Annotated in this window: 15 protein-coding genes; 13 read left to right on the top strand and 2 right to left on the bottom strand. The window is 69.4% G+C overall.

The genetic code is table 11. The features are described from left to right. The 6 genes from BKA16_RS19220 to dapC all read left to right on the top strand — a co-directional run bounded on the left by BKA16_RS19220 (position 1) and on the right by dapC (position 7,452). Positions 1–1,974, top strand: a complete 1,974-nt coding sequence (locus BKA16_RS19220) for an ABC transporter family substrate-binding protein (RefSeq protein ID WP_183372175.1) — start codon at positions 1–3, stop codon at positions 1,972–1,974. Next, positions 1,971–2,843 carry an N-acetyl-1-D-myo-inositol-2-amino-2-deoxy-alpha-D-glucopyranoside deacetylase gene (gene mshB / locus BKA16_RS19215; RefSeq protein ID WP_183372174.1) on the top strand — a complete coding sequence of 291 codons (873 nt, stop codon included), beginning with the start codon at positions 1,971–1,973 and terminating at the stop codon, positions 2,841–2,843. Before BKA16_RS19220 ends, mshB begins: the two co-directional genes overlap by 4 nt. Next, on the top strand, positions 2,840–3,193 hold the full coding sequence (locus BKA16_RS19210) for a hypothetical protein (protein ID WP_183372173.1): 354 nt from the start codon (positions 2,840–2,842) through the stop codon (positions 3,191–3,193). The genes mshB and BKA16_RS19210 overlap by 4 nt, the downstream gene beginning before the upstream one ends. Positions 3,194–3,240: 47 nt before the next feature. Next, positions 3,241–5,814, top strand: a complete 2,574-nt coding sequence (locus BKA16_RS19205; protein WP_343067520.1) for a bifunctional FO biosynthesis protein CofGH — start codon at positions 3,241–3,243, stop codon at positions 5,812–5,814. A gap of 197 nt (positions 5,815–6,011) precedes the next feature. Next, positions 6,012–6,338: a ferredoxin gene (fdxA, locus tag BKA16_RS19200; RefSeq protein WP_183372171.1), complete on the top strand. Its 327-nt coding sequence runs from the start codon at positions 6,012–6,014 to the stop codon at positions 6,336–6,338. 1 nt (position 6,339) lies between these two features. Then, positions 6,340–7,452, top strand: a complete 1,113-nt coding sequence (gene dapC / locus BKA16_RS19195; protein ID WP_183373189.1) for a succinyldiaminopimelate transaminase — start codon at positions 6,340–6,342, stop codon at positions 7,450–7,452. 152 nt (positions 7,453–7,604) lie between these two features. Here the strand turns inward: dapC and dapD are convergent, their stop codons facing one another. Next, positions 7,605–8,570, bottom strand: a complete 966-nt coding sequence (gene dapD, locus BKA16_RS19190) for a 2,3,4,5-tetrahydropyridine-2,6-dicarboxylate N-succinyltransferase (RefSeq protein ID WP_183372170.1) — start codon at positions 8,568–8,570, stop codon at positions 7,605–7,607. A 290-nt stretch (positions 8,571–8,860) separates the two neighbouring features. Between dapD and BKA16_RS19185 the strand changes: the two genes are divergently transcribed. The 3 genes from BKA16_RS19185 to dapE are packed head-to-tail and all read left to right on the top strand — an operon-like array spanning position 8,861 to position 12,520. Continuing rightward, the gene (locus tag BKA16_RS19185) at positions 8,861–10,507 is read left to right on the top strand and encodes a sulfatase family protein (RefSeq protein ID WP_183372169.1); all 1,647 of its coding nucleotides are present in this window, start codon (positions 8,861–8,863) and stop codon (positions 10,505–10,507) included. Next, positions 10,504–11,391, top strand: coding sequence for a formylglycine-generating enzyme family protein (locus BKA16_RS19180; RefSeq protein WP_343067519.1), 888 nt, complete (start codon positions 10,504–10,506; stop codon positions 11,389–11,391). Before BKA16_RS19185 ends, BKA16_RS19180 begins: the two co-directional genes overlap by 4 nt. A gap of 25 nt (positions 11,392–11,416) precedes the next feature. Then, entirely contained in the window at positions 11,417–12,520 is a 1,104-nt protein-coding gene (dapE, locus tag BKA16_RS19175; RefSeq protein ID WP_183372167.1) for a succinyl-diaminopimelate desuccinylase, read from the top strand. 44 nt (positions 12,521–12,564) lie between these two features. Here dapE and BKA16_RS19170 read toward each other — a convergent pair whose 3' ends face one another. Then, the gene (locus BKA16_RS19170) at positions 12,565–13,266 is read right to left on the bottom strand and encodes a TetR/AcrR family transcriptional regulator (RefSeq protein ID WP_183372166.1); all 702 of its coding nucleotides are present in this window, start codon (positions 13,264–13,266) and stop codon (positions 12,565–12,567) included. 109 nt (positions 13,267–13,375) lie between these two features. On the opposite strand from BKA16_RS19170, the gene BKA16_RS19165 reads away from it, so the two are divergent. The 4 genes from BKA16_RS19165 (at position 13,376) to BKA16_RS19150 (ending at position 15,704) form a co-directional block, all read left to right on the top strand. Beyond that, complete coding sequence (locus tag BKA16_RS19165; RefSeq protein WP_343067518.1) at positions 13,376–13,729, top strand: DUF2568 domain-containing protein; 354 nt, start codon at positions 13,376–13,378, stop codon at positions 13,727–13,729. Between the two features lie 4 nt (positions 13,730–13,733). Beyond that, positions 13,734–14,192, top strand: a complete 459-nt coding sequence (locus BKA16_RS19160) for a nitroreductase/quinone reductase family protein (RefSeq protein WP_183372165.1) — start codon at positions 13,734–13,736, stop codon at positions 14,190–14,192. 166 nt (positions 14,193–14,358) lie between these two features. Beyond that, complete coding sequence (locus tag BKA16_RS19155; RefSeq protein WP_183372164.1) at positions 14,359–15,159, top strand: LOG family protein; 801 nt, start codon at positions 14,359–14,361, stop codon at positions 15,157–15,159. Continuing rightward, positions 15,156–15,704, top strand: coding sequence for an LOG family protein (locus BKA16_RS19150; RefSeq protein WP_183372163.1), 549 nt, complete (start codon positions 15,156–15,158; stop codon positions 15,702–15,704). Before BKA16_RS19155 ends, BKA16_RS19150 begins: the two co-directional genes overlap by 4 nt. Positions 15,705–15,715 lie beyond the last annotated feature (11 nt).

The following is a 15,715-nucleotide window of genomic DNA, read 5'->3' as shown; positions in this document are numbered from 1 at the left end:
ATGACCGGCACGGCAGGTTCGGTGCTGCGTTCGAGAACCGGGCGAGGTCTGGCCGCGCTCGCTCTCGCGGGGGTCGTCGGGGTCGCCTCGACCGCCTGCATGGCCGACCCGCCGCCGCCGGTGCGGGAGACCGTCCCGACCACCACGCCGAGCGAGTACCCGGACGAGCGCACCGTCTACGTGGCGACCGACTCCATCGGGTCGGGGTTCAATCCGCATGTCGGATCGGACCTCGGCTCGGTGACGACCGCGGTCGCCGCGTTGACTCTGCCCAGCGCGTTCCTGCCGGTGCAGACGCCGGACGGCGTGCGTTGGGACCGGAACGAGGCTCTCCTGACGTCGGCGGAGGTCACCTCGACCGATCCGTTCCAGGTGACGTACAAGATCGACGACGACGCCCAGTGGTCGGACGGTCTGCCGATGACCGGTGACGACTTCGCCTACCTGTGGCAGCAGATGTCACGGCAGCCGAACGTCGTGGGATCGGCGGGCTACCGCGCGATCAAGAAGGTCGAGACCGGCAGCGGCGGCAAAGTCGTGACGGTGACCTTCGACCAGCCGTTCCAGGCGTGGCGCGAGCTGTTCACCGCGCTGCTGCCCAGCCACAGCCTCAAGTCCGAACCGACCGGCTTCCAGACCGGGATGGACAAGGGCAAGCCGGTGACCGGCGGCCCGTTCGCGATCTATTCGATCGACAGGTCGCGCGACGAGGTGCGGCTGATCCGCAACGACCGGTACTGGCGCAAGCCGCCGGAGATCGACCAGGTGGTGCTGCGTCGTGCCGGCACCGCTCCGCAGATGGCGCAGACCATCCGCAACGGCGATTCGACGATGGTGTCGCTGACCGCCGGACCGGCGTCGGCCGCCGAGGTCGGAGCGATTCCCGGAGTCGCGACCGTCCGGCGGCCGATGCCGCGCGGACTCACCGTCAACGTGAACACCAGGTCGGAGACCATGTCGGACGTCGCGGTGCGTCGCGGTGTCCTCGGCATGCTCGACGGCGGACTCATCCGCGCCGCCGCCGCGGGGGACACCGTCGTGACACCGTTCGCGAACACCGTGTACGCGCCGTCGAACCACGGATATCAGCCCGTCGACCGCGCGCGACCGAACCGTGCGGAGATCCTCGATCTCCTCGCGTCGGCGGACTACCGTCCGGGGGCGCCTGCCGAGCGTCCCGAACCGGCGCCGTCCTCCGGTGCCCCGAGCTCCTCCGGCGAACCGCAGACCACCGACGGACCGCAGTCGCCCGACGTCTCGTCGACGACGGACCCCTCGACATCGGCGCCCACGTCGGCGCCCGGCGACGTTCCAGGGCTGCCGTACGGGGTGGCTCCGCTGCAGAAGGACGGTGAAGACCTCGTCGTGCGCATCGGCGCGGTGAACGCCGACGAACAGGCGATGTCCGCCGCCGAGTCGATGGCGGACCAGCTGCGCGCCGCCGGCGTGCACGCCGTGGTCCAGGGCATGTCGAACACCGACCTGTACGGTGCGGCACTGCTCAACGCCCGCGTCGATCTGGTGGTCGGCTGGACCGGCATGGGCGGGGACCCGGCGACGTCGCTCGCGACCCAGGTGGGATGCGAGCCGCCGACCGAGGGCACCGAGGCCGGTGAGCACACCGACGCCGAGGACGAGTCGGCCGACGAGAGCGTCCTGCCGACCACACCGCCCGCGTCGAGTCCGTCGAGCACGACCCGGGCGCCCGCCGACAGCGGCAGCACCTATACGGGCAACATCTCGGGCCTGTGCGATCCTGAACTGATGTCCCTGGCTACCGAGGCGATGGCCTCCGAAGACCCCGCGCCCTACCTCGACCGGGCCGAGACGCTCCTCGCCGATCAGGCCGTCTACCTGCCGATCTATCAGGATTCGGTGTTCGGCGCCGCCACCGACGTCATGGTGGGAGTCTCGCTCGACGGGGCACCGCAGGTCGGCGTGTTCGGCGACGCCGTCCAGTGGGGTCTGCGATGAGCGACGGCGCCGCGCGGCGACGTCTGCTGCTCCTGCACGCGCACCCGGACGACGAGTCGATCATGACCGGCGGCGTCATCGCCCGCTATCTCGCCGACGGCGTCGACGTCCGCGTCGTCACGTTCACCCTCGGGGAGGAGGGCGAGGTCATCGGTCAGCAGTGGTCGCAGTTGGTCGCCGACGGCGGAGCCGATCAGCTCGGCGGCTACCGCATCGGCGAGCTGCGGGCGGCGCTGCGCGCGCTCACACCGGACGGGATCCCCGCGCTCGAACCGAGGTTCCTCGGCGGCGCGGGACGTTGGCGCGACTCCGGTATGGCGGGCACGCCGTCGGCCGAGCATCCGCGTGCACTGTTCCAGGCCGCGCACGCCGATCTGGTGGCCGCGCTGCGCGCCGAGATCGATTCGTTCGCACCGCAGGTCATCGTCACCTACGACGCCGCGGGCACATACGGGCATCCCGACCACAGACGCGTCCACGAGGTGTCGGCCGCGGCGATCGCCGAGTCGGTCGCCGAGACCGGCCGCCGGTTCAAAGTGTACGAGTCGGTCACCCAGCGATCGTCGCTGGAGGCGGGTCTCGCCGCGATCGACGAGATCCCGGACGGCTGGCGCATGCCCGACGACGGGGAGCTGCCCAGCTATCCCGACAGCGAGATCACCGCGGCCGTCGACGTGTCGGCGGTGCGCGAGCGCAAGGTCGACGCACTCGCCGCACACGCGACGCAGGTCACCGTCGCACCGAGTCGCACGGAGTACGCGTTGTCGAACCTCATCGCGCAGCCGGTGGCGGCCGTCGAGCACTTCATTCGCACCGACGTCCGCGCCGCCGGATTCGAGACGGACCTGTTCGAGGGGATCTCCGGATGAGTGTCGCCGACCGTGTCGAGATCGGGGTCCTCACCGTCAGCGGCGTGGTCCTCGGCCTGCTGACCGTGTTCTACCTGGATCTGTACATCGGCGCGGTACCGGTGCCGGTCACCGCGATCGTCGCCGCGGTCGGCACCGCGCTGCTGTGCCGGCTGGCCGGTGCGATCACCGAGTCGACCTGGCGCTACGCTCCGCTCATCGCGTGGACGGCCGTCGTGATCGTCGCGGCGGTGCCCGGACTGAACGGGAACGGAGCGTTGATCGGCGACTGGCGCGTCCTGCTGCTGCTCGTGTGCGGGCTCGGCGCTCCCGCCGCCATGACGTACGCCGCGCGTTTGAACAACCTCTGACCCCGCCCGGAATTCGCGCCGGATGTGATGTGTCTACCATCGAAGAGGTGACGTCTTCTGATTCGGAAACGCAACCGCTGACTCCCTCCCCGTCGGCGATGCGGCGCGCACTGCGTCGCGCCGGTGATGCGACCGCGCTCAACGTCGACGAGGCCGCGGTCCTGCTGGCCGCCCGAGGCGACGACCTGACCGCTCTCTGCGAGGCCGCCGCGCGCGTGCGCGACGCGGGACTCGAGGAGCAGGGCCGACCGCACACGGTGACCTACTCGCGCAAGGTGTTCATCCCGCTCACCCGCCTGTGTCGCGACCGCTGCCACTACTGCACCTTCGTGACAGTGCCCGGCAAGCTCCGCAGTGAGGGGCACAGCATGTTCCTCGAGCTCGACGAGGTCGTCGCGATCGCCCGCAACGGCGCCGCCCTCGGCTGCAAAGAGGCGCTGTTCACCCTCGGCGACCGGCCCGAGGACCGCTGGCCGGACGCCGCCCGGTGGCTCGACGAACGCGGCTACGATTCGACGCTCGACTATGTGCGGGCCGCCGCGATCCGGGTCCTCGAGGAGACCGGACTGCTTCCGCATCTGAACCCCGGCGTGATGAGCTGGGAGGAGATCAACCGGCTCAAGCCGGTCGCTCCGAGCATGGGCATGATGCTCGAGACCACCGCGCGTCGGCTGTTCACCGACAAGGGGGAGTGTCATTACGGCAGCCCCGACAAGGACCCGGAGGTGCGTCTGCGCGTGCTGACCGACGCCGGTCGCCTGTCGGTGCCCTTCACCACCGGCATCCTCGTCGGCATCGGCGAGAATCGTCAGGAGCGAGCCGAGTCGATCTTCGCGATCCGTAAGGCGCAGAAGGCGTTCGGCCACATCCAAGAGGTCATCGTCCAGAACTTCCGGGCCAAGCCCGATACGGCGATGGGATCGGTGCCCGACGCCGAGATGTCGGAGTTCCTGGCGGCGGTCGCCGTCGCCCGTATCGTGATGGGCCCAGGGATGCGCATCCAGGCGCCGCCGAACCTCGTCTCGGCGGACGAGTGCGGCGCGTTGATCGCCGCGGGCGTCGACGACTGGGGCGGCGTCTCGCCGCTGACTCCCGACCACGTGAACCCCGAGCGACCGTGGCCGAATCTGGACACGCTCGCCGAGATCACCGCGGCCAGCGGCTTCACGCTCACCGAGCGCTCCGCGGCGCAGCCCAAGTACGTGCTCGCCGGCTCGCCGTGGATCGATCCGCGGATCAGCGCGCACGTGGCGGCGCTCACCGACCCGGACACCGGGCTGGCGAGCGATGTGCGGCCCGAGGGTCTGCCGTGGCAGGAGCCGGACGAGGAGTGGGCCTCGTCGGGTCGCGTGGACTTGAACACCGAGATCGACACCGACGGACGCAACACCGACACGCGCAGCGACATCGACAATGCGTTCGGCGACTGGGACACCATCCGCGAGCAGGTCCTCGAGTTGGCGGCCGACGGTGCTCCCGAACGACTCGAATCCGATCTCGCCTCGGCGCTGCGGCATGCGGAGAACGATCCGGCGGGCCTCTCCGACGACGAGTACCTGGCGTTGGCCACCGCCGACGGCCCGGGACTGGACGCGCTTGCGGCGCTGGCCGACTCGATCCGCAGGGACGTGGTCGGCGACGATGTGACCTACATCGTCAACCGCAACATCAACTTCACCAACATCTGCTACACCGGATGCCGGTTCTGTGCGTTCGCCCAGCGCAAGGGCGACGCCGACGCGTTCACGCTGTCGACGAGCGAGGTGGCCGACCGCGCATGGGAGGCACATCTGGCGGGGGCGACGGAGATCTGCATGCAGGGCGGCATCGACCCCGAGCTCCCGGTGACCGGGTACGCCGACCTGGTCCGCGCGATCATGGACCGGGTGCCGTCGATGCATGTGCACGCGTTCAGCCCGATGGAGATCGTCAACGGCGCCTCGCGTGGCGGCGAATCGGTCCGCGACTGGCTCACCGCGTTGAAGGCCGCCGGTCTGGGGTCGATTCCGGGGACGGCCGCCGAGATCCTCGACGACGAGGTCCGGTGGATCCTCACCAAGGGCAAACTGCCCGCGTCGGCGTGGATCGACGTCGTCACCACCGCGCACGAGGTCGGGCTGCCGTCGAGTTCGACCATGATGTACGGCCACGTCGACTCGCCGCGGCACTGGGTGGGCCACCTGAACGTGTTGCGTGGCATCCAGGACCGCACCGGCGGATTCACCGAGTTCGTCCTGCTGCCGTTCGTGCACCAGTCGTCGCCGCTGTACCTGGCGGGTGCATCGCGTCCCGGCCCGACACAGCGGGACAACCGGGCCGCACACGCACTGGCTCGGATCATGCTGCACGGCCGGATCGACAACATCCAGACGAGTTGGGTCAAGCTCGGGGTGGACGGCACCCGCGCCATGCTGCGCGGCGGAGCCAACGACCTCGGCGGCACCCTGATGGAGGAGACGATCTCGCGGATGGCCGGCAGCAGTCACGGCTCGGAGAAGACCGTCGAGGAACTGCACGAGATCGTCGAGGGGATCGGGCGCACCCCGCGCCAACGGACCACCGAATACGGTCGGGTGGAGCGCCCCGTCGCGGCCCGCGGTCCGCTTCTCGTCATCGAATGACGCGGTGCTTCGGCGGGGTGCGGTGACGGATCCTCTGCGTGTGAGCAAAAATCCGCCCAGGTCAGCGGGTACTGATTCGGGACCGGACGGCAGGTCCCGATAGTCTGTATCGGTGCGGCCGCGCAGCGGCCGCGACATGCGAAGACGGTGCGATCAGCCCTTGCGTCGTCGCCAGTGGAACAAGAAGGAGATCCGACGTGACCTACATCATCGCGGAGCCGTGCGTCGACGTCCTGGACCGGGCGTGCGTCGAGGAGTGCCCCGTGGACTGCATCTACGAGGGCGGCCGGATGCTGTACATCCAGCCCGACGAGTGCGTCGACTGCGGTGCGTGCGAGCCGGTCTGCCCGGTGGAGGCCATCTTCTACGAGGACGACGTCCCCGACGAATGGGAGCCCTACGTGAGCGCGAACGTCGACTTCTTCGTCGACCTCGGATCGCCGGGTGGCGCCAGCAAGGTCGGCAAGACCGAGTTCGACCCGGACTTCATCAAGACGCTTCCTCCGATGGGCGAAGAGGACTGATCTGCCAGTGAGCCGCCTCAACCCGGTCAGCGCCGGACTTCCGGACTTCCCCTGGGACACGATCTCGGGCGCCAAGAAGCTCGCCGGATCGCATCCCGACGGGATCGTCGATCTGTCCGTCGGAACGCCCGTCGACCCGGTCGATGCGGTGATCCGGGAAGCGCTCGCCGCGTCGTCGGAGTTCCCCGGATATCCGGCGACTGTCGGCACCGCGGCGTTGCGTGCGGCCGCCGTCGGCGCCCTGGAGCGCCGGTTCTCGATCACCGGGCTCGACGAGTCGTCGATTCTGCCGGTGATCGGTACCAAGGAGGCCATCGCGGGTCTGCCCGCGCAACTGGGTGTGCCCGCGGGCGACACCGTGGTGATCCCCGAGGTCGCGTACCCGACTTACGAGGTCGGCGCGCTGCTGGCCGGTGCGGCGCCTCGCCGCGCGGACGCGGTCGCCGACTACGGCGACACCGTGCCCGCGGTGATCTTCGTGAACAGCCCGTCGAACCCGACCGGTGCGGTCCTGTCGGTCGATCACCTGCGCGGTGTGGTCGAGTGGGCGCGCGAGCACGGCTCCGTCGTAGTCTCCGACGAGTGCTACCTCGGACTCACCTGGGAGGGCCCGGCGCATTCGGTGCTGCACCCGGACGTGTGCGGGGGCGACCACACCGGTCTGATCGCCGTGCACTCGCTCTCGAAGGTGTCGAACCTGGCGTCGTACCGCGCGGGCTTTCTGGCCGGAGACAGGGCGCTGATCGCCGAACTCCTCGCCGTCCGCAAACATGCGGGCATGATCGTGCCGTTCCCGATCCAGGGCGCCACCGTCGCCGCACTGAACGACGACGGTCACGTCGACGCCCAGCGTGAGCGCTACCGTGCCCGCCGCGATCGGCTGAAGGCCGCTGTCGAGGCCGCCGGATTCACCGTCGACCGCTCGGAGGCGGGCCTGTACCTGTGGACGACGCGCGGAGACGACTCCCGCGCGTCGCTGGACTGGTTCGCCGAGCGAGGAATCCTCGTCGCCCCCGGAGACTTCTACGGACCCTCCGGTGCGAAGCACGTCCGCATCGCCTTGACCGCCACCGACGAGCGCATCGGCGCCGCCGTCGCGCGCCTGGGCGCGTAGCGCGCTCCGACAGAGCGTTTCCCGGCGTCCGCCGTACACGGGGGCGCTGATCGCTGTCGAGGCCCGTGTATCGAGAACCCCAGATCACGAAGGCGTTCCGACAACGAACGACCCCGACGTCGTTCGACGTCGGGGTCATCCGAAGAGCGTGCTCAGTTGTGCGCGTGCAACGCCTCATTGAGCTCGATGCCGTCGCCCTCCTTGGCGGTCACCTCGATGGCGCCGGTGACGCTGTTGCGGCGGAACAGGAGGTTGGAGCGGCCGGCGAGATCGCGGGCCTTGACGACCGAGCCGTCCGGGCCGGTCACCTTGGTCCCCGCCGTGACGTAGAGGCCGGCTTCGATCACGCAGTCGTCGCCGAGCGGGATGCCGCAACCGGCGTTGGCGCCGAGCAGGCAGCGTTCGCCGATCGAGATGATCTCCTTGCCGCCGCCCGAGAGGGTGCCCATCGTCGACGCGCCGCCACCGATGTCGGAGCCGTCGCCGACGACGACACCCGCAGAGATGCGCCCCTCGACCATCGAGGTCCCGAGCGTGCCCGCGTTGAAGTTCACGAAGCCTTCGTGCATCACGGTGGTTCCCGGCGACAGGTGAGCGCCGAGGCGGACGCGGTCGGCGTCTCCGATGCGCACACCGGACGGCATCACGTAGTCGACCATGCGCGGGAACTTGTCGATCGAGGTCACCGTCACGTGGCCGCGAGCGCGCAGCCGAACTCGCGTCTGCTCGAAGCCGTCGACCGCGCACGGGCCGAAATTGGTCCACACCACGTTCGCCAGGAGTCCGAACTGACCGTCCAGGTTCAGTCCGTGAGGCGCCACGAGACGGTGGGAGAGCAGGTGCAGGCGAAGGTAGACGTCGTGCGCGTCGACCGGGGCGACCGAGAGGTCGGCGATCACGGTCTTGACCGCGATCGTCTTGACGCCTCGGGCCTCGTCGACACCGACGAGCGGGCGCAGATCGGCCGGGACGTCGTCACCGGTCAGTTCGGTCGAACCGGTTTCACCCGGGAGTTGATCGAGTCGGGGGGTCGGGTACCACGTGTCGAGAACGATCGTCTCCGAGTCGTTCGCCCACACGGTGGCGATTCCGATAGCGGCGGCACCTTGAGTAGTCACGCCCCGATTCTAACGGGGAGCGCCGACGGTGGCGCGTCGCACCGTTCGGGATCTCGATCGTCGATTCCGTGCCAGCGGACCGGACCGCGGAGCGGCGCGGGGGATCGGGCGGGCGCGCCCTGATCTCCTTGCGTCCCACGGGCGCCGAACCGGGACGTGGATAGTCGGCGTACTGCCGATGAGATCGGTCCGGCCGACGATCTGTGCACGACTGTGCCATTCGCGACGTGTGTCCGATCAAGGTGCGGTTAGTTGGGAGGCGTCGCTGCACTCTGCTGGAAGGCCGACCGATGTCATCGCTGACTCCACCCGCGTCGGACCCGGGCGGCACGGCCTCCCGCAGACAGTTCATGACCGGTGTCGGAGCTCTCGCGGTCGGCGCCGCAACCGTCGGCGCGGGTGTGCGAACCGCGGCGCCGGCCGCGGGAGCACCGTCGGTCGGCCGCATGCCGGACAGGCCGAACCTCGTCCTGTTCATCACCGACCAGGAGCGCACACCCATGCATTGGCCCGCGGGGTGGGCCGAACGCAATCTGCCCAACCGGCAGCGGCTTCTCAAGCACGGGCTGAACTTCGAGAACGCGTTCTGCGCGACGGCGATGTGCTCACCGAGCCGCAGCACCTTCTTCACCGGTAAGTTCCCCGCCGAACACGGGGTCACCAGCACTCTCACCGAAGGCGGATCGGTCTCGGCCGCGGAGAAGACCCTCCCGACCGACCTGGGCAACATGGCGACCATTCTCAAGACCGCGGGCTACCGGGTCCACTATCGCGGCAAGTGGCACATGAGCAAGGGGGCCGACGGCGGCGGCCCGGCCCCCGCGGACATCGAACGCTACGGATTCGACGGTTGGCGGTCGCCCGACTTCGGCGGCGACACCGCCGTCGACAACTTCGGTGGAGGCTGCGCCGACCACGACAGCTCGGTGATCGCCCAGGCCCTGGACTTCTTGACGAACCAGGCGCCCGGCGGAGGTCCGTTCGCCCTCATCGTGTCCCTGGCCAACCCGCACGACATCCTCTCGTTCCCGAAGACCTGGGACGAGAAGGTGGGCGACTGCGACAACTACGGCTCGGTGGCGCCCACGGCGTTCTCACAGGGCATCGACCTGCCCGGCACGTACAAGGAGAATCTGCGCGCCAACCACAAGCCGTCGGCACAGGTGCAGCTCAAGCTGCTGCTCGCGGGCGGACTAGGCCCGCTGCCCACCGAGCACGACGCCCGCAACTACGTGAACTTCTACGCGTACCTGCACAAGATCGTCGACGCGCACCTCGGTCGGATACTCGACGCGATCGACGCCGACGAGCGGCTTCGACGGGACACCGTCGTCTTCCGGATCTCCGATCACGGGGAGATGGGCATGTCGCACGGCGGACTGCGTCAGAAGGCGTTCAACGCCTACGAGGAGACGCTCCGCGTGCCGCTCATCGTCAGCAACCCCACGATGTTTCCGGCACCCGCGCGTACCGGTGCGCTGGCCTCGCTGGTCGACCTCGTGCCGACCATGGCGGCGCTGGCCGAGGTTCCGAACCGGGGATCGTACGGGTTCCGCGGTGCGGATCTGACCCCGGTGATCGCCGACGCCGTCGCACACCCGTCGTCACCGAGCGCGTCCGTACAGGACAGCGTGATGTTCACCTTCGACGACGTGAACGCGGCCGCGGCCGACGGACAGAAGGTGGTGCGCGAGCCCAACCACATTCGCGCGATCCGCGACACGCGCTGGAAGTACGCCGTCTACTTCGACCCCGCGGGCAAGGCGCGGGCACAGCGGGAACTGTACGATCTGCGATCCGATCCCGACGAGCGGCGCAACCTCGCCGATCCCGCCGCACCGGGATTCGACCCGGGACAGGTCGCGACCATGGAGCTCAAGCTGTCCGAGCGGATGGCGGCCACCCGCACGACGCCTGCCGGTGCAGTGATGTGGTGACCGGCGAACGCATCGAGATCCCGGCGGGCGACGCGCAGATCGGCTCCGACCACGACTATCCGGAGGAGCGACCGGCGCACCGTCGTCGGGTCGAGGGGTTCTGGATGGACGTCGGCCCGGTCACAGTCGCCGAGTTCGCTCGTTTCGTCGACTACACGGGCTATGTGACGACCGCCGAACGACAGCCGGATCCCGGCCGATACCCGGGAGCCGACCCGGATCTCCTCGTGCCGGGCTCGCTGGTGTTCTCCCCGCCGCCCGCGCCCGTGCCGCTGGACGACGTCCGGCGGTGGTGGTCGTATGTGCCGGACGCCTCGTGGCGGAGCCCCGGCGGTCCCGGAACCTCGGCCGAACCCGATCATCCGGTCGTCCACGTGAGTTTTCACGATGCGACGGCGTACGCCGAGTGGGTGGACGGCGCACTTCCGTCGGAGGAGCAGTGGGAGCACGCAGCGCGGGCGGGCGGCGCCTCGCACTACGCGTGGGGCGGCGTCCTCGAGCCCGGCGGAGTCCGTCTGGCGAACACCTGGCACGGGCACTTCCCGTGGGAGGACACCGATTCCGACGGTTATCGGCGGACCAGCCCGGTGGGCGCGTATCCGCCGAACCCGTGGGGCCTGTACGACATGATCGGCAACGTGTGGGAATGGACGAGGTCAGTCGCCACGCCGTCGCACGACGCCGCTGTGGCCGGGCGGGTCACGTCGTGTTGTTCGCCCGGCGGCGCGGGCCCGGTTTCGAAGGTCATCAAGGGCGGCTCGCATCTGTGCTCACCTGACTACTGTCGTCGCTACCGTCCGGCCGCCCGCCAGTTCGAGGAGGTGGAGTCGTCGACGTCGCACCTCGGTTTCCGCTGCATAGGAGGAGTCGTCGACGGCTGTTGAACCGGCGCACCTACGATGGTTCACTGTGACCACTCCGAGTCTGGACCTGACCGCCGATCCGATCGAACTGACCGCACAGCTCGTCGACATCCCGAGCGTCAGTCGCGACGAGTCGGTGATCGCCGACGCCGTCGAACAGGCGCTGCGTGCGCAGACCGTCGGTTTCGAGGTGATCCGCCGGGGAAACTGCGTGCTGGCGCGCACCGACCGAGGCCGCGACTCCAGAGTCATCCTGGCCGGGCACCTCGACACGGTGCCGATCGTCGACAACGTGCCGTCGCGCCGCACCGACACCGCAGAGGAAGGCGACGTGCTGCACGGCTGCGGCACCGTCGACATGAAGTCCGGCGACGCGGTGTTCCTGCATCTGGCCGCCACACTCGACGATCCGGCACACGACATCACGCTGATCTTCTACGACTGCGAGGAGATCGCCGCCGAGTTCAACGGACTGGGCACGATCGAACGCGAACTGCCGGACTGGCTCGTCGGCGACGTCGCGATCCTCGGCGAGCCGACCGCCGGACTCATCGAGGCCGGTTGCCAAGGCACCCTGCGCGTCCGCCTCACCGCGACCGGCACACGCGCGCACTCGGCGCGGGCATGGATGGGCGACAACGCGATCCACAAGATCGGTGGTCTCCTGCAGACGCTCGCCGCCTACGAGCCGCGGCGGGTCGACATCGACGGCTGCGAGTACCGCGAGGGCCTGTCGGCGGTGGCCGTGCACGGAGGAGTGGCCGGCAACGTGGTGCCCGACGAGGTGTACGTCGACGTCAACTTTCGCTTCGCGCCCGACCGCAGCCCCGAGCAGGCGTTCGACCACGTCCGCGACGTCTTCGCCGCGGACCTGGACTCGGGCGCGGTGTCCGCTGAGATCACCGACTCCGCCGCGGGTGCGCTGCCCGGGTTGGCACATCCGGCGGCCGCCGCGCTCGTGGACGCCGCCGACGGGCGCTTTCGCGCCAAGTACGGCTGGACCGACGTCTCCCGGTTCTCCGCGCTCGGCATTCCCGCGGTGAACCTCGGCCCCGGTGATCCGAGTCTGGCCCACCGGGTCGACGAACGGGTTCCCGTCGAGCAGATCACTCGGGTGACGGCCATGCTGCGGGCGTACCTCTCGCGCTGAGTCGGGGCCGCGGACTCGCGGTGACGGAGCAGTCGCGCAGGACGTCAACCGAACAGCAGCGCGGCCCCCAGATCGACGACGCCCGCCCACACCCGGTCGGGGCGGTCCGTGGTGGGACCCATCTGCTCGAAGACCTCCGATGAGATCGACCCGAGCAGCAGATTCCACACGGTCAGCGCCCGTGTGAGCATGGCGGGCGACAACCCGACCGCACGGACCTCCGGTTCGGCGGCGAGTCCGGACAGCGCGGCGATCGCCGTCGACTGAGTCTTCGGATCGGTGCCGACGACGGCGGGCGGTTCGGCGACGGCGGCGGAGATCGCGGCGAGTGCGAGAATCGGGCGCGTGCCCGCACGGGCCGTCGCCTGCACCGGAGCGTGGTAGCCGGGCACGGGGGATCCGTAGAGGAGCGCGTACTCGCTGGGGTGATCGATCGCCCAGCGCCGGAGCGCATCGGCGAACGCGACGAACCGCGTGCGCGGTGTGCGGCGGGATTCGACGTCGGCGTCGATCGCGTCGCCGAGGTCGTCGTACGCCTCGACGATGAGCACCGTCAGCAACTCGTCCCGATTGCGCACGTACCGGTACAGCGACGACGGCGTCCGATTCATGTCGCGAGCGACGGCCCGCAACGACAGCGCGGCGGCACCGTGTTCGGCGAGATGCCTGCGGCCCACCTCGCGCAGCTCGGTCTCGATACCCGCGCGCTTGCGGGCCCTGATGCCGGGGTCGTCTGGGGTGCTCATCGAGTCCATCGTCGCACGCCTCCCCAGAAACGTGAACGGTGTTCTTGATTTTCCGCATCCGTGGATCTACTCTCAATTCGAGAACACTGTTCACCAATAAGGAGTGGTCGTGACCGTCTACCTGTGGGGACTCGCCACCCTCGTGTTCGTCAGCGAACTGCTGATGCTCGCCGTGCTCGGCGGCGCGACGTGGCAGATCGCCGGTCGCGGGGTGATCGGTCTGGTCGCGGCCGCAGCGGCGGTCGTCATCGCCGTGGCGCTCTGGGCGTGGTTCGCGTCCCCGCAGGCCGTCGTCGATTCGGCGGTCGCGAAGGCCCTGGTCAAGATCGGTCTGTACTCGCTGGCGGCGGGTCTGCTCGCCGTCGCGGGGGCCAGGCCCGGTCTCGTCTGGGGGTTCGCGGTGTTCTCGCTGATCGTCAATCTCGCGGCGCTCGCGCCGCCCTATCGAGACTTCCAGGAGTAGACCGATGACCGACAACACGACCGACCGCTACGTCGCCCCGACCGGGCGTCTGAACATCGCCGTCAACAAGTTCGTGGGCGTCCTCGCCCGCATCGGAGTCGCGCCGAACGGCTGCCACGACCTCCAGGTGCCCGGGCGGACGAGCGGAGAACTCCGCAGGACGCCGGTGAACGTGCTCCAGCTCCACGGTGCCCGCTACCTCGTCGCTGCGCGCGGTCGCACGCAATGGGTGCGGAACGTGCGGGCCGGAGGAGAGGTGTCGTTGCGCCGCGGGCGCCGCGTCGAGCCGGTGACGCTCGTCGAACTCGGCGACGATCGCAAACCGGAACTCGTCCGCGAATACCTGACGCGCTGGGCGTGGCAGGTGTCGGCGTTCGACGAGGGTCTGGCGCCCGACTCCACCGACGAGCAGATCCTCGACGCCGCGCCGGGCATGCCGGTGTTCGAGGTGCTGCCGCGCTGAACACACGGTCGTTCGCGCTCGGGGGCGGGCGTGTGCGCACCGGGGTGCCGCGAACCGCACAGGGGTGAGGCCTGAGCGGGATCCTCAGCCCCGGGCGTACTACCCGTCCGGGCGCGCGAGAGTCGTCGCGAGGTCGTCGGGCGCCTCGATTGGTACCGTTTCCGCCATGGCAGACGATCCGCGCCCGGCGCAGTCCCAGCTCGACGACGACGTACCCGCCGAGGTGGTGCGCCAGGTCGGTGCGGCGCAGGTGCGGCTGCCGGGGAACGCCGAGCAGGTGCCGACCGATCGGGGGCTGCTCCAGTGGGTCGATCCGCGCAATCCCGATCACCGCGCGCACCGCACCGTCCGGGACTCGTGGCGCGTCCTGCGGATACAGTCCGAGTTCGTCGCCGGATTCGACGCTCTCGAGGACGTCGCGGAAGCGGTCACCGTGTTCGGATCGGCGCGCGAGGAGCCCGGCAGTCCCGGATACGAGCGCGCCGTCGAACTCGGCAGACTCCTCGGCGAGGCCGGCTTCGCCGTCATCACCGGAGGCGGACCCGGGGCGATGGAGGCGACCAACAAGGGCGCGTACGAGGCGGGTGCACCGTCGATCGGGTTGAACATCGAGTTGCCGTTCGAGCAGCACATGAACCCGTACCTGACGCTCGCCATGAACTTTCGCTACTTCTTCGTCCGTAAGACTATGTTCGTCAAGTACGCGCAGGCCTTCGTCTGCCTCCCGGGCGGATTCGGCACCCTCGACGAACTGTCGGAGGCGCTCACGCTGGTCCAGACCGGCAAGGTGCTCAGGTTTCCGATCGTGCTCATCGGCCGCGACTTCTGGGGTCCGCTGGTGGACTGGATCCGGACGACGCTCGTCGCCGAGGGCAAGATCTCGTCCGGCGACCTGGACCTGGTGACGCTCGTCGACACCCCGGCGGAGGCCGTGCGCGCGGTGTGTGAGAAGGCGGTCCGCGCATGAGCGACACCGTCCGCGCCGTCTGCGTCTACTGTGCGTCCGGCCCCGTCGACGCCGAGTACCTGCGACTGGCCGCCGACACCGGGACGGCGATCGCCGAGGCCGGATTCACCCTGGTCTCCGGCGGTGGCAACGTCTCGATGATGGGGAGTGTGGCCCGTGCGGCGCGTGCGGCGGGCGGTTCGACGCTCGGCATCATCCCCGAGCATCTGATGGCCAAGGAGGTCGCCGACCTCGACGCCGACGAGATGGTCGTCACCGAGACCATGCGGGAGCGCAAACGGCTGATGGAGGAGCGGTCCGACGCGTTCATCACCCTGCCCGGGGGCATCGGCACTCTCGAAGAGTTCTTCGAGACCTGGACCGGCGGGTATCTCGGTGAGCACGACAAACCCGTCATCATGGTGAACCACCGCGGCTTCTACGATCCGATGCTGGCCTGGCTCGACGATCTGAGCTCCCGCGGATTCGTGTCGGCCAGGTCACTCGAGCGACTCATCGTCGTCGAGACGGCAGCCGATGCCGTCGCTGAGCTGACTCACCGGTAAGGTGTTGCGCA

Source organism: Gordonia humi, from assembly GCF_014197435.1.
GTDB lineage: Bacteria > Actinomycetota > Actinomycetes > Mycobacteriales > Mycobacteriaceae > Gordonia > Gordonia humi.
Note: the sequence above shows the minus strand (reverse complement) of the source record. Positions and strands in the feature narration are given on the sequence as shown.